12 protein-coding genes are annotated in these 14,209 nt (G+C 57.5%); 7 read left to right on the top strand and 5 right to left on the bottom strand.

Features of this window, described 5'->3' with window-relative positions; all coding sequences use genetic code 11:
* The 3 genes from EQG79_RS27840 to EQG79_RS27830 form a co-directional block, all read right to left on the bottom strand.
* On the bottom strand, window positions 1-2,017 hold a 2,017-nt coding region (locus EQG79_RS27840), incomplete at its 3' end, for a fibronectin type III domain-containing protein (protein WP_129606033.1).
* A 145-nt stretch (window positions 2,018-2,162) separates the two neighbouring features.
* Window positions 2,163-3,143: a glycosyltransferase family 2 protein gene (locus EQG79_RS27835; RefSeq protein WP_077924511.1), complete on the bottom strand. Its 981-nt coding sequence runs from the start codon at window positions 3,141-3,143 to the stop codon at window positions 2,163-2,165.
* A gap of 116 nt (window positions 3,144-3,259) precedes the next feature.
* A complete protein-coding gene (locus tag EQG79_RS27830; protein ID WP_129606032.1) occupies window positions 3,260-4,747 on the bottom strand; it encodes a circularly permuted type 2 ATP-grasp protein in 1,488 nt (495 codons plus the stop codon).
* Between the two features lie 198 nt (window positions 4,748-4,945).
* Here EQG79_RS27830 and EQG79_RS27825 point away from each other — a divergent pair, with 198 nt between their 5' ends.
* Window positions 4,946-5,557: an outer membrane beta-barrel protein gene (locus EQG79_RS27825; RefSeq protein ID WP_129606031.1), complete on the top strand. Its 612-nt coding sequence runs from the start codon at window positions 4,946-4,948 to the stop codon at window positions 5,555-5,557.
* 78 nt (window positions 5,558-5,635) lie between these two features.
* On the opposite strand, the gene EQG79_RS27820 is transcribed toward EQG79_RS27825, so the two are convergent.
* A complete protein-coding gene (locus tag EQG79_RS27820) occupies window positions 5,636-6,616 on the bottom strand; it encodes an aldo/keto reductase (protein WP_129606030.1) in 981 nt (326 codons plus the stop codon).
* A 469-nt stretch (window positions 6,617-7,085) separates the two neighbouring features.
* The gene (locus tag EQG79_RS27815; protein WP_129606029.1) at window positions 7,086-8,162 is read right to left on the bottom strand and encodes an Ldh family oxidoreductase; all 1,077 of its coding nucleotides are present in this window, start codon (window positions 8,160-8,162) and stop codon (window positions 7,086-7,088) included.
* A 147-nt stretch (window positions 8,163-8,309) separates the two neighbouring features.
* Here EQG79_RS27815 and EQG79_RS27810 point away from each other — a divergent pair, with 147 nt between their 5' ends.
* The 6 genes from EQG79_RS27810 (at window position 8,310) to EQG79_RS27785 (ending at window position 14,177) form a co-directional block, all read left to right on the top strand.
* Window positions 8,310-8,552: a hypothetical protein gene (locus tag EQG79_RS27810; protein ID WP_077922049.1), complete on the top strand. Its 243-nt coding sequence runs from the start codon at window positions 8,310-8,312 to the stop codon at window positions 8,550-8,552.
* A 152-nt stretch (window positions 8,553-8,704) separates the two neighbouring features.
* The gene (locus EQG79_RS27805; protein ID WP_240699474.1) at window positions 8,705-9,292 is read left to right on the top strand and encodes a hypothetical protein; all 588 of its coding nucleotides are present in this window, start codon (window positions 8,705-8,707) and stop codon (window positions 9,290-9,292) included.
* Between the two features lie 84 nt (window positions 9,293-9,376).
* Window positions 9,377-10,528 carry a sialidase family protein gene (locus EQG79_RS27800; RefSeq protein WP_129606028.1) on the top strand — a complete coding sequence of 384 codons (1,152 nt, stop codon included), beginning with the start codon at window positions 9,377-9,379 and terminating at the stop codon, window positions 10,526-10,528.
* A gap of 3 nt (window positions 10,529-10,531) precedes the next feature.
* The gene (locus tag EQG79_RS27795) at window positions 10,532-11,620 is read left to right on the top strand and encodes a glycoside hydrolase family 43 protein (protein ID WP_129606027.1); all 1,089 of its coding nucleotides are present in this window, start codon (window positions 10,532-10,534) and stop codon (window positions 11,618-11,620) included.
* A 76-nt stretch (window positions 11,621-11,696) separates the two neighbouring features.
* Window positions 11,697-12,911 carry an aldose epimerase family protein gene (locus tag EQG79_RS27790; protein WP_129606026.1) on the top strand — a complete coding sequence of 405 codons (1,215 nt, stop codon included), beginning with the start codon at window positions 11,697-11,699 and terminating at the stop codon, window positions 12,909-12,911.
* A 117-nt stretch (window positions 12,912-13,028) separates the two neighbouring features.
* Complete coding sequence (locus tag EQG79_RS27785; RefSeq protein ID WP_129606025.1) at window positions 13,029-14,177, top strand: cellulase family glycosylhydrolase; 1,149 nt, start codon at window positions 13,029-13,031, stop codon at window positions 14,175-14,177.
* Window positions 14,178-14,209 lie beyond the last annotated feature (32 nt).

The raw sequence follows: 14,209 nt of genomic DNA, 5'->3' as shown, positions 1-14,209 counted from the left end.
GTCCGGATCGGCTGCGGAAGATCAGGTGGGTCTGGTTGGTGTTGGCCCAGGGGGTGTTGGCCTGCCAGCTGAGGCTGACCTGCCGGTTGGCGGGTCGGGTGGTGAGCCGCACGCTGGAGGCCGCTTCGGTGACGTCGAGTCGGGTGAGCTGTCCGGTGGTGCTGGTGTAGAAGAACTCGACGCGGTAGCGGTAGGGGTTGGCCTGGGTGTTGAGGGGGGCGCTGGGGGTACCGCGGTCGACGAAGACGGTGTCGGGGTTTGGCAGCAGGCTGGTATTGATGGTGGCGATGGTGGCGAAGTCCTGGGCGTCGAGTCCGGTGGCCCGCTGGAGCCGGTACTGGTAGGGTCCTGGTAGGTCGCCGGGGTTGAGTCCGATGGGTCGGCTCCACCGGACGGTGATCTGTCCGTTGGTGTCGCGGGTGGAGTCGACGGTGACCTGGGTCATGACGGGGGCCAGCAGGGGGAGTTCGAGGCAGGCCTGGTTGGAGGCTATGCTCTGACCCCCATTGATGAACTCACCATTGCGGTCGGGATACTCGGCCACCAGCCGGTACGAATAGCTGACGCCCCGGCGCAGGGCGCTGGTATCGACGTATGACGTAGCTGTGATGGGTACCCGAATAATCTCCCGATAGCCGGTGCTGGCTGCCAACCCGGTGCTACAGGGCGGAATCTGAATGTTTTCGCAACCTTCTTTGCGGTATATGATCAGCTGTGTACCCGGAGGGCCACAGGTATACGGATCCCAGCTGAGCTGGATGGCTCGTCCGGTAGCGGTGGCGGTAGGTCGGGCGGTGAGGTTCTTGACCGATGGGCCTACGACCTGGATGCGCAGGGTCTGGAACGACACCAGCGAGTTGGTGCCCCGGGGCGGCACGTCGTTGACCTTGAAGGTGACGTCGTAGGGGGCTTCCCGAATCTGGTTGCAGTTAGTTTGCCAGCGGAAGTTGACCGTGGCGGGTTGTGCCAGGGCCGTGTTGGCCGGAATAAGCTGGGCATACTGCGGAGCGATGAGTTCGCCGGGAGCCAGCGGACGACCGTCCTGGCCCACGTTGAAGACACCCCCAAAGGCGGTGATGATGACCCGCTGTCCATCGGGATCGGTAGCCGTTACGGGCTGGTTGATCAGCGTACCAGCCTCCACGCAGAGGTCGGGCAGGGGGTTGATGCGGGGTCGGCGGTTGGGGTTGTCGACCACGATGATCTGCATGTCGCGGGTGGTCTCGCCGATGAGCACGCCGTTGCGCCACTCTTCGACGATGAAGGCGAAGTTGAACTGGCCTTCTTCGCCGGGGGCATCCCAGCAGAGCTCGCCCGTGCGGGAGTCGATCTGGAAGGTGGGGGTGCCACCCGTCTCGGAGGTGCGGCTGAAGCGGGTCGGGTCCTGGTAGGCCGGAATGAACCGACCGCGGCAACCGGCATCCTGCAGCCCTTCCTGCGGTACGCTCAGCCGATAGGCCAGGCTGTCGCCGTCGGCATCGAAGGCGGCCGGGTTGTGGCAGAAGCGCTGCCCCACCCGGGCCGAATCGAGGGGCGGATTGAGCATGATCGGCGTCGAGTTGAGACCCAGGTTGGGGGTAATCAGAATGGTGCTCGACACAAAAAAGCGAATCTGGTCCGACTGGCTGGCGGGGGGCAGGTTTTTGGTATCCCGGTTCCGGTTGGGTACCGTTACGGAGATGGTGTAGGGGTTAGCCGCCGGGTAGGTATGAACAACCCGATAGGTGTTGATCGATGAGGTTCGGTTATTGATAAAGACGCGGGGCAGGCGTTGAACTTCCTGAAAGGTGCCATCGCCGAAGCAGATGGTATACCGTTCTCCCTGGGCAGCGGCCCCGGCTCCGGCTGGTGTTTCGTCGTAGTAGGCCGTAAAGGTAATTTCGTAGGTGAGTGTGGTCTGCGAAATCCGTCGGGTAGTGATTTCCCCAGCCCGCACGTGCGTAGCCTGGCTAACGGTGGGCCAGAGGACCGCGCCCAAAAAAAGGGCAAACAGCCCGATCGAGTATAAGAAGCGCATAGAGTTATTCCATTTCACTTACAACGAATTCAGTTGCCGAAAGTGTAAATATTCGGCTGAAATTACTGCTTTTCTGCTGGTAAAAAATTGAGGCTGTGCGGAGACGGTATACGCGCAGGTATGTATCCGTTTTCGGCTCCGTCCGTTAAACTTTGTAAAACCCCGGCTTGTTGAGCAGGGTTGGCCAAAAGAACTGCAAAAAGATACCGACCTGCTGCGCAAACGCCCGCTGATTGTCGAGGTCGGCGAGCAGGGGTTGGCGCTGGCGCAGGTTGATCGCCATTTTGCCCAAAAAAATAATGGGAATCAGGGTTATATAGTGCAGAATCAGCACGAGGTACGCCCCCGGGCCGTACTGTTTCCGGACCCACAGGAGCTGCGATACCTGCACCTGCGGTTTGAACCGGTTGATATGAGTGACCACGTGCTGCTGGTGATCGGTACTGCTGCCGTACTCCAGATGAATGAACGCTGAGTCCGGTAACAGCAGCAGGCGGCCCTGTTTGCCCAGCCGGTAGCCCCACTCCACATCTTCACCGTACATGAAAAAGGACTCGTCGAGCCCGCCCGCGCGGGCAATCGTGTCGGGCCGCGTCATCAGAAAAGCCCCCGAAATCCATTCTACCTGAGCCGGGTCAGGGAACGAGGGGTCGGGCAGTCGTCGTTTCAGCCAGTTTTCGGCCGCCTGAGTCGGGGGGATAATGTAGAAAGCCCGGCGCATCTGCCCGAAGGTGGTGTACAGGTTGGGGCGCAGCTGCCGGTCGCGGCCGAGCTGGTGAGCGCCAACAGCCGCTACATCGGGTTGTTGGTCGAGCACCCGGACGCAGCGTTCCAGCAGGTTGTCGATCAGCAGGGTGTCAGAGTTCAGGAGCAGCACGGTACGGCCCGTGGCCTGGCGAATACCAAGATTATTGGCCCGGGCAAAGCCGGCGTTGTAGCCCATGTCATACCAGCGTACCTGCGGAAAAACGGCCTGGACCTGCGCCTGACTGTCATCGCCCGACTGGTTATCGACCACAATGACCTCGAATGTAATGCCATTGGTATGCTGATACACCGACTGCAAACAATCTATAATGAGCCGGGGAGTTTTATAATTGACAATGATGATCGATAAATCGGGCAAAACGAGAGACGTTATGAGTGACGAGCGATACCGGTATTAACGAACGAACGGGATCGCGGGGGCAAAAGTACGATCATTCGGTACTCACTCATCGCTGCTTACTCATAACGTGTGACCTAATAAAGTACCCAGGTATCTTTGCCGCCCCCGCCCTGCGAGGAGTTGACCACGAGCGAACCCTTCCGAAGTGCCACGCGGGTAAGCCCACCCGGAATCACGTTGACGCCGTCGCCGTAGAGAATATACGGGCGCAGGTCGACATGACGGCCTTCGGCATGATCGCCTACCAGACAGGGAACCCGGGACAGGGATATGGTTGGCTGGGCAATGTAGTTACGCGGGTTTTCCCTGATCTTCTGGCGAAACAGCTCATGGTCTTCTTTGGTGGCCTTGGGGCCGATCAGCATACCGTAGCCACCCGCTTCGTTTGCTTCTTTGACAACGAGCTGTTCGATATTGTCCAGCACATACTGGCAGTCTTCTTCTTCGCGGCAGATGTAGGTCCGTACGTTGGGGATGATGGGTTCCTCGCCGAGGTAGTACTGAATGATGCGGGGCACGTAGGCGTAGATCACCTTGTCGTCGGCCACGCCGGTACCGGGCGCGTTGGCCAGCGCAATGCGGCCTTTCTTGTACACCTCGAAAATACCCGGTATGCCAATCATCGAGTCGGGATTGAACGCTTTGGGGTCGAGGAACGTATCGTCGATCCGGCGGTAGATGACGTCAACGATCTGGAATCCTTTGGTGGTCCGCATTTTCACGTACCCGCCCGATACGACCAGATCGCGCGCTTCGACCAGTTCAACGCCCATCTGCTGAGCCAGGTACGAGTGCTCGAAATAGGCCGAGTTGTAAATGCCCGGTGTTAGTACAACCACCGTCGGATTGGGCCGGTCGGCAATGTACTGCAGCATCTGGAGCAGCCGCATCGGGTAATCGGATACGGGCCGAACACCCGTCTGGGCCAGTACTTCGGGGAAGGTCTGCTTGGTCAGTTCGCGGTTTTCGAGCATGTATGACACCCCCGACGGGCAGCGGAGGTTGTCTTCCAGCACCATCATCTGCCCGTCTTCACCCCGGATCAGGTCGGTGCCGGTAATGTGGCACCAGATACCTTTGGGCGGCTTTACGCCCAGGCAGGTCGGCAAAAACGACTTGCTCGATTCGATCAGATCGCGCGGTACAACCCCGTCGTTCAGGATGCGCTGTTCGTTATATACATCATCGAGGAACAGGTTGAGGGCTTTAATCCGCTGGATGAGCCCTGCTTCGAGCCGGTCCCACTCGGCCGATTCGATCACGCGCGGAATAATGTCGATGGGCATGATCCGTTCGGTGCCTTCGCCTTCTGAATAGACGTTGAAGGTAATGCCCATGCTCATCAGCGCCCGTTCGGCGGCATGCTGACGACCAATGATGTCTTCGCGCGATAGTTGTTCAACGCGTTGTTGAAACGGTAGGTAACCAGCCCGCACCAGCTCGTCGCGTTCAAACATTTCGTCAAAGAAATTCTCGGTCTGGTAATCTGAAAACGAGAAGTTGGCTGATGTCTGCCCCTGCGATTGGGTCATGCCATTGAGCGTCTGCGATTGTTCCTGCATGGCGGGTTTTTGATTAGTAAAGCAACAATATATGGCAAACCGTTCGCATCGCCAAACGAACCCTAAGTCGTGCTGGTTTTGTGCAAATTTTTACTGCCCATAGTACAGCCTGCCTGAATCTATTAAATAATGTTAATGTGATAGATTAAGTAAATTTTGCCTGTATTCTTGTGCCGATCATCAATCAACCTCTAGTGTATGAAAAACGTAGTCTGTTCATTAACGCTGCTGGTACTGGGTATATCATCGGCTACGGCCCAAACGGAAAAAGGGCGCTGGACGGTCGGCGCTCAGGTCGGGAACATCTCCTATTCGCCCGGCGAGAAACCGTACCGGATAACTAATTTTTCGGTATCGGTGTTGCCATCGGCCGGGTACTTCGTAGCTGACAATCTGGTTGTAGGTCTCTCTGTACCAGTTAACTACCAGCATTACCAGACGCGGTTTGCGACAGTCGGTAACACTCAGTATAGTATAACAAATACGCAGCTGGGTCTGGCTCCTTTTGTACGCTACTACGTTGGCTCGGCCAGACTTCGTCCGTTTATCGATGCTACGGTTGGCTATACACAGCAATGGTACCGGGCCCGCAATCTCAACGGAGTTAGTGAAAACCTGTACAAACAGGGTTCGTTTGCTTATGGCGGATCGATAGGCGCGGCCTATTTTATCAACAATACCGTCAGCCTCGACGCATCGCTTGGCTACCGCAAAAACAACGTAGTCAATACCAGCCTGGTCTCGACCGGTTATCGGGAACCGGGCACGATCGGACTCAATGTGGGCTTCCGGATTTTTCTGGGGCGCTGACAAACCGCTAAGCCCCGGTACAGGTCTCCTGCTAACTACCTGTACCGGGGCTCCTGCGCGGTGTGTTGTTCAGGGGAGCTACCAGAGGTAGTGAACGGGATTTTTGATTCGTTCGTCGTAGATTTTTTTTACGGCAGCCATCTGCTCGGGCGAGGGGGCCGGCCGATCGGCTGCCTGTATATTGGCGATCAGGTGCTCCGGCTTCGACGCGCCGGGAATGACGCAGCTGACGGCATCGAAGGTGAGAATCCAGCGCAGGGCGTCAACGGCGAGGCCATTCGGGAATACGGTCTTCAGCTCGTTGACCGCGGCCAGGCCAGTCTCGTAATCTACCCCCGAGAAGGTTTCCCCTTTGTCGAACGCGTCGCCCTGCCGGTTGAAGGTGCGGTGGTCATCCTGGGAGAAGATGGTATTTTGGTCAAACTTGCCCGTCAGCAGGCCACTCGCCAGCGGTACCCGAACGATAACGCCTATGTTACGCCGTTTGGCTTCGGTGAAGAACAGTTCAGCGGGCCGTTGCCGGAACAGGTTGAAGATGATTTGGACGGTAGTGACGTTGGGGTACTCGATGGCTTTCAGCGCTTCTTCTACTTTCTCGACGCTGACGCCCAGGTTCTGAATTTTACCTTCATCTTTCAGTCGATCAAAAACGTCGAACAACTCCGGCCGGTAATAGGCTTCGGTGGGGGGGCAGTGGAGTTGGATCAGGTCGAGGGTTTCCAGGCCCATGTTACGCAGGCTATCGTCGACAAACTTCCGCAGGGCAGCAGGCTGGTACGCTTCGTTGACGTGGGGTTGTAGCCGGCGTCCACACTTGGTCGCCACGTAGATCCGCTCCGACCGCGACCGCACGAGTCGACCAACGGCTTTTTCGCTTTCCCCATCGCCGTATACATCGGCCGTATCGATGAAATTGATACCGGCATCGGCGGCCGCGTTCAGGATGTGATCAGCGTTCTCGTGGCTGAACGGGTCGCCCCATTTGCCACCGACCTGCCAGGTGCCTAAACTGATTTCAGAAATAGAAAATCCGGTTTTCCCCAGGGTTCGGAACTGCATAGGAAATGAGTTGATGGTTGATACAATCTAAAATGTCTCCGGCATCAATACCGGGGAACTGATGTGTTGATTTCAATGGCCCCAGCATGAATGCCGGGGCAAATGTGTTGATTTCAATGTTCCCCGGCATGAATGCCGAGGCTAGTCATGGTTCGTTATGGTCGGGGCCCGTCGCTGTTCTGTCCATGACTAGCTCCGGCATTTATGCCGGGGGACCAATGTATTGATTTCAGTGTTCCCCGGCATAAATGCCGGGGCAAATCATGGTTCGTTTTGATCCAGATCTGTCGCTGTTCTGTTCATGACTAGCTCTGGCATTTATGCCGGAGGTTATTAATTCAATGTCCCCGGCATAAATGCCTGGTCTATTGATGGTTCGTTATGGTCGGAGTCCGTCGCTGTTCTGTTCATGACTAGCTCCGGCATTTATGCCGGGGGACCAATGTATTGATTTCAATGTCCCCGGCATTTATGCCGGAGAAAAAAATACACCAAACCGGTCGCCCAGCTCCGTCAGGCTCTGGATGACCGGGTCGAGCAGGGGAATGCCGTTCGAGAGCCGCTCGGCTTCCATTTCGCGCTCGGGGTCGCCGGGAATCAATACCCGCTTGCCTTCCACCGCCTGGGCCTGACGGAACCGCTGAATCCAGGTGTCCATATGGATTTTGAATTCACTGGCTGGCCGAAACGCATCGATACGCATGGCCCCGAAGAAGTGGCCCGTCCCTTCGCCGACGCCTTCATTGGCCTGCATGAACCCCGCCGTTGCAAACGGAGGAACCCACGGACCGTAGTTGGCGCCTGACAGCACACCCGAAAAAATATCGACAACGGCACCCAGCCCGTACCCTTTGTGGCTGCCGTGTTCGCGGTCGGTACCGAGGGGCAGCAGGGCGCCACCGTTCCGAATGGCATTGGCGTCGGTAGTGGGCTGGCCGCTGGCATCCTGCGCCCAGCCCAACGGAATGTCCTGGCCTTTGCGCTGCAGGATTTCAAGCTTCCCGTAGGCTACGGCCGTACTGGCAAAATCGGCCAGAAAGGTCGGCTCGGTAGCGGCTGGTATGGCCACGGCAATGGGATTAGTGCCCAGCATTTTTTCGAGCGCGAAAGTGGGCGCTACGAGCGGAGCCGCGTGGGTCATAGCCTGTCCAATCATGTCATGGTCGGCCGCCAGCAGGGCATGGTAACCCGCTATGCCGAAATGGTTGGAATTGCGAACCGCTACCCAGCCCGTTCCGGCCGTGCGGGCTTTGTCGATGGCAACCTGCATGGCCCACGGCCCTACTACCAGCCCCAGGCCGCGGTCGCCGTCGACAACGGCCGTAGACGGTGTTTCGTGAACGACCCGAATGTGCGGTTGTGGATTGAGCCGGCCGACGTCGTAAAGCCGTACGTAGCCCGGCAGGCGGGCTACACCGTGTGAATCGACCCCGCGCAGGTCAGCCGAGACGAGCACGTCAGTGGCCAGGCGGGCATCGGCCTCTGAGCAGCCGATGGCTATAAATATCTGTTCGGTGAACTTACGAAGTTGGTTGGCAGTAATCATGGGCGCAAAAGTAGCCAAAAGGGCCGGGCGTACCAGCCTGCATACCGTTAAGTAGGTGTCCGGAACAATCGGCACCGATTCCCGTTCTAACCCATTAAGTCCGGGATAGCCCGGATGAAACGTCTATTATAACTCAAGTTAAAACGTATGAAGATCAAATCATTTGCTACTGCACTTGCTCTTGCCGTTGTCTGCGCCACCACTCAGATGAGCTGCGATTCGAAAAAAGAAAACAAAGCCGAAGAGGTGCAGGACGCTAAAGAAGACGTCATCGAAGCACAGCAGGAAGGCGACACCGCCGAAGTGCGCGACGAGCAGACGGAGCTGGATTCAGCCCGGAAAGAGTACCGGGAAGCCGTTCGCGACTCGGTAAAAGACAAGAACAACTAAGGCATCCATGCCCCTGTAAAACCGGTCTCTGGCCGGTTTTTTTATGCCCGTTCCGGCATCAGCATGGCGCAGCGGGTTTCTTAAAAAATAAAAAATAGCTGACTTTGCCTGGCCCTTTCGCGTTATTGCAAACAGGACAACCTGTTTACTGTATGACGTGGCGCTCTGCTCGATTGCTGATGTTTTGGGTCTTTGGCTTAGTTGCCCTGACCGACTCCGTTGCTCAACCCCGCGATACCCTGACTACCGAACAGCTACTCGAACGGCGTGGCGGGTCCTTTGCGGCCCGGCTTCGACCGTCGCGGTACCTGGCGCTGGACGTGAACCCGACGCTGGGCGGTTTCCGGCGATACCGGTTCTTTGAGGGCGACGAGATTCGGTTCAAAGCGCGAGGTCAGAAATTCAGGGAAACGCTTTACGAGGTAACGGACAGTACGTTTGTGGTGCTGATGGCCAACGAGGTCATGAACCGCGACGAACCGGTGGCGTTTCGACTCGGGGAGGTGCAGAAAATATACGTTGACCGGCGCATACCGTTTATTACAGCGGCTGGTCGGCTGCTGCCTATTGCGGGGGGTGTTTACCTGCTGTCGAGTGTGGTCAACAATAACTTTCGGGCCCAGTCGGTCCTACCCGTTGCGGGGGGTATGGCGGTGGCGGGGGTTATTTTTAACCGCCTGAGTTCTCCCCGGATGCGGATCAATAACAACCACCGGCTGAAGGTATTACGCACATATTAATGCCTGGTCAGGCCGATTATTGATGAGCCAAAGGGTTAAAAAAAGCCAGTTGGCTCTTTATTCTATAGACCCTATTCTAGATTCATGAACGTTTTCAGAGGTGGCAATTGGCTGCTGCTGGCTGTGTCGCTGGCATTGGGTGGCCTGGTAGAGCCCGCGCCCCCCGATGAGCCGAAGCCAGTCACAGAACGGCGAGCCTACTACCCGCGGGTGATCCGGCTTCAGCACAAACCCAACCGACCGGGGCAGCTACTGGCCTCATTCGATACCGATGGGAACGGCGCCATGCTCTACACGAGTGCCGATGAAGGGCGTTCGTGGAAACCCCTGGCCGACCTCCGCGATACGACGGATACCAAACACTGCTGCAGCGGCCTGTGGGAGGTGCCGCAGCCACTCGGTACGGTAGCCGCCGGTACGTTATTCTGGGCGCCGTCAATGGGATGCTCCCGCGACCCGCGCTGCCGCTCATCGATCAACATTCACCGCAGTACCGACGGGGGTAAAACCTGGCGCTTTCACTCGACGCTGGCTACCGGCAAGGTCGGCCTGTGGGAGCCCGAGTTTATCGTCGACGCCAACGGAAATCTGGTAGCTTATTACTCGACAGAAGAACACCGCGCCGAGGGGTTTAACCAGCTCCTGGCCCATAAAGTCTCGACCGACGGGGGCCGAACCTGGGGTCCCGAAGTCCGCGACGTCGCCATACCGGATCAGCCCAACAAACCGATGCGCCCCGGCATGGCCATTGTGCGCAAACTGGCCGCCGGGTATGCCTGGCCCGCCCGCTACGTCATGGTTTACGAAATCTGCGGCATGGGCTGCGACGTGTTTATCCGGTTCTCGCGCGACGGTCTAACCTGGGGCAACCCGGCCCAGCCCGGCACCCGTATCGAATCGCTGGAGGGCCATCACCTGGCGCATGCTCCCTCTTTTACCACCCTGCCCGACGGGCGTTTACTCGTGGTAGGCCAGTTGCTGCTCGATGCGGCCAATAAGCCAGCCCCCGCCAGCGGAACGGTGCTGCTGGTGAGCAACCCGGCGGGCGCTGGCCCCTGGACCGAAACGCCCGCGCCGGTTCCCGTGCCGAAGGCGTATGATAATCCGTGCCCCAACTATTCATCGCAGCTCCTTCTGTCGGCTGATAAAAAGCGGCTGATCGAGGTGGCGCTGCGGTACAATGGGGATGTATGTACAGCGTATTCCTACTCTATTCCTTTCTCCCTGAACCGATAACCTATGATTAGTCTGATCACCGCGTCCGTTCGTAAGTGGTGGCTGCTGTCGGCTGTGCTGCTGGCCGGTCTGTATAGCGCTCATGCGCAACGCACGTTCACCAATCCGATTAAACCGTCGGGCCCCGATCCGTGGGTACTGCAAAAAGACGGCTGGTATTATTACATGAACACCACCGGCGCAAACCTGACCCTCTGGCGTACCCGCAACATAGCCGATCTGGCAACGGCCGAAAAAAAGGTTATCTACACCCCTCCGCCGGGTCAGCCGTACTCGAAAGAGCTTTGGGCCCCCGAAATCCACGCCCTCAAAAATGACCGGGGGCAGGAGCGCTGGTACGTCTATTTCTCGGCCGACTCGGCCAATAATCTGAGCCACCGGGTCTGGGTCATCGAGAATGAAGCCCTGGATCCGTTTGCGGGCGAGTGGGTGATGAAAGGCAAGATCGGCGATCCGGGCGACCATTGGGAAATCGATATGTCGGTGATGGAGTTCAACGGCCAGCTATACGCGGCCTGGTCGGGTTGGGAGGGGCCTACCAACGGTCAGCAGGACATATACATCGCCAAACTCAAAAACCCCTGGACACTCGACGGCGACCGGGTCCGGATTGCGCAGCCCGAACTGCCCTGGGAGCGCCATGGCGATGTGCCGCAGGCCTGGCAGAAAAATGGGGAAGTACCCAAAATCTACGTCAACGAAGGGCCGGAGTTCCTGCAGCACGACGGCAAACTGTTTCTGGTCTACTCGGCCAACGCCTGCTGGCTCGACTACTGCCTGGGGCTGCTGACCTACACCGGTAAGGGCGACCTGCTCGACCCCAAAAGCTGGCAGAAAAGCCCGCAGCCTGTGTTCGTTCAGGCACCCGAAAACGGCGTCTGGGCACCAGGACACGGTGGTTTCTTCCAGACCGCAGGCCGTAATGGAGAGCCCGTTCAGCACTGGATGATTTATCATGCCAACCCGTCGGCTACGGATGGCTGCGGTAATAAACGCGCCCCCCACATTCAGCCGTTTACCTGGAATGCCGACGGCTCGCCCAATTTTGGGAAGCCAATGCCTAAGATACCCATGCCTGTTCCGGGAGAATAAGGCCCGCTTCTGCTTTCAACCCCACAGGTGCATGACGCCCCTGACACATCTTACCCATATTTTACGCCTATAACCTATGCGAACATTCATTCTTCCGGCGCTGGTGGCCGCCCTGCTGCTGCAGGCCAGCTGCCAGTCGTCGACAAAAACCAAGGAAGCCGATACGGAGCTGGCCAATACCCCCGCAGCCGGATCGCCCGATGCCGATACGGCGTCTTCTTCGGCGGCTGTTGCCTTCAAACTACCCGATGCCAACGCCTTTGCGGGGGAGAAAGACGGCAAGGCAATTCAGCTTTATACGCTGAAAAACAAGACCATGCAGGTGGCCATCACCAATTACGGAGCCCGGCTGGTTGGGCTGCTGGTGCCCGACAAAGCGGGCAAGCTGGTAGACGTAGTGCCGGGGTTCGCGTCGGCAAAGGCCTATCAGAGCGAGGGTGGGGCGTTTTTCGGCCCCATTGTTGGCCGGTTTGGTAACCGCATCGGCAAAGGCACGTTTACCCTCGATGGTAAAACGTACAAGACGGAGCTGAATAACAACGGCAACACCCTCCACGGCGGCCCAAGCGGCTTTCATAACCAGGTCTGGACGGCCAGCCAGTCGGGCGATACCAGCCTGAAGCTGACGTACGTATCGAAAGATGGGGAAGGCGGTTTTCCGGGAACCGTTACGACCAACGTTGTCTACACCCTGACCGACAACGGCCTGCGCATCGACTATACCGCAACGACCGATAAAGCCACGCCCTATAACCCGACGAGCCACGGCTTTTTCAACCTCAACGGCGAGGGTAGCGGCACCATCAACAACCACGTGCTGATGATCGATGCAGACCGCTACTCGGTGGTCGACAAAGGCCTGATTCCGCAGGGAGAGCCCGCTCCGGTGGCGGGTACGCCATTCGATTTCCGGAAGCCAACGGCCATTGGGGCGCGGGTGAACGAGAAAAACGAGCAGCTGACGTTCGGCAGTGGCTATGACCACAACTTCGTGCTGAACAAAAAAGGAAGCACCGGCCTCACAAAAGGAGTGGAGATCACCGGCGATAAGTCGGGCATCAAAATGGAAGTGCTGACTACCGAGCCGGCCGTTCAGTTCTACGGCGGTAACTTCTTCAAAGGAAGCGATATCGGTAAATACGGTAAGCCCATCAACTACCGCGATGCCTTTGCCCTTGAAGCCCAGCACTACCCCGACTCGCCCAACCACCCGACGTATCCGAATACCATTCTGCGTCCCGGCCAGACATACAAACAAACGACCGAATACCGCTTTTCGGTGGCGAACTAAAAGTACCGTCGCTACGATCAGGTGGCGACGGTAAAATTTATCCGATAGCAAAGGCCCAATTGCAGCGTCGTCTGTCTTTTACGGATGATGTGATCTTTTAACCCGGTAAACTAATTCATGCGACAGTTATCAGTCCTCTTATTACTATTCATATCGGTTCTGACCTACGGACAGGAAACGAGCGCGCCCGGTCGGTGGTCGGCGGCCAAAGCCAATGCCTGGTACGCCAAGGAACCGTTTCTGGTGGGTGCCAACTACGTGCCTGCCAATGCGATCAACGAACTGGAGATGTTCCAGGCCGAAACCTTCGACCCGGCCACCATCGACAAAGAGCTGGCTATGGCCGAAGGAGTCGGCATGAACACCATGCGGGTCTTTCTGCATGATCTGCTCTGGCAGCAGGATGCCGAAGGCTTCAAAAAACGGCTTGATCAGTTTCTGGGTATCTGCGCCAAACACAGGATCCGACCCATGCTGGTGCTGTTCGATTCGTGCTGGGACCCGTATCCGAAGCTCGGCAAACAGCGCGACCCGGTGCCGGGTATTCACAACTCGGGCTGGGTGCAAAGCCCCGGTGCCGATGCGCTGACCGATGTGTCGCAGCATCCGCGGCTCGAAGCCTACGTGAAAGGCATAGTAGGCGCGTTCAAAAATGATAAACGGATTCTGGCCTGGGATACCTGGAACGAGCCCGACAACGCCAACGACAATAACTACGGCCGCAACGAGAAGAAGATCGAACTGGAGAACAGCCGCAAAATCGGGATCATTACCCGGCTGCTACCGCAGGTGTTCCAGTGGTGCCGGGCGGCCGGGGCTACGCAGCCGCTGACATCGGGCCCCTGGATTTTGTGGGATGGACACGACTGGAGCAACCCGGCGAAATGGACACCCATGGAAAAGGTACAGTTCGAGAACTCGGACATCATCACCTTTCACCAGTACTCGACGGCCGATGCCCTGACGAAACTACTCCCGGTTCTGCAGAAAATGGGTCGTCCCGTGATTTGTACCGAGTATATGGCGCGGGGTGTCGATAGTAAGTTTCAGACCCATCTGCCCATTGCCAAACAGGCCAAAGTTGGTATGATCAACTGGGGCTTCGTAGCGGGTAAAACCCAGACCTTTTTGCCCTGGGACAGCTGGCAGAAACCGTACGTAAACGGTCGCGAGCCATCCGTGTGGTTCCACGAAGTATACAAGCAGGACGGTACCCCCTACGACCCGGCCGAAACGGCCGCCATTCGGCAGGCTACCAAAAAGTAACGAATAATAAATAGATACCTGGCAACAGGTAT

Source organism: Spirosoma sordidisoli, from assembly GCF_004138325.1.
GTDB lineage: Bacteria > Bacteroidota > Bacteroidia > Cytophagales > Spirosomataceae > Spirosoma > Spirosoma sordidisoli.
Note: the sequence above shows the minus strand (reverse complement) of the source record. Positions and strands in the feature narration are given on the sequence as shown.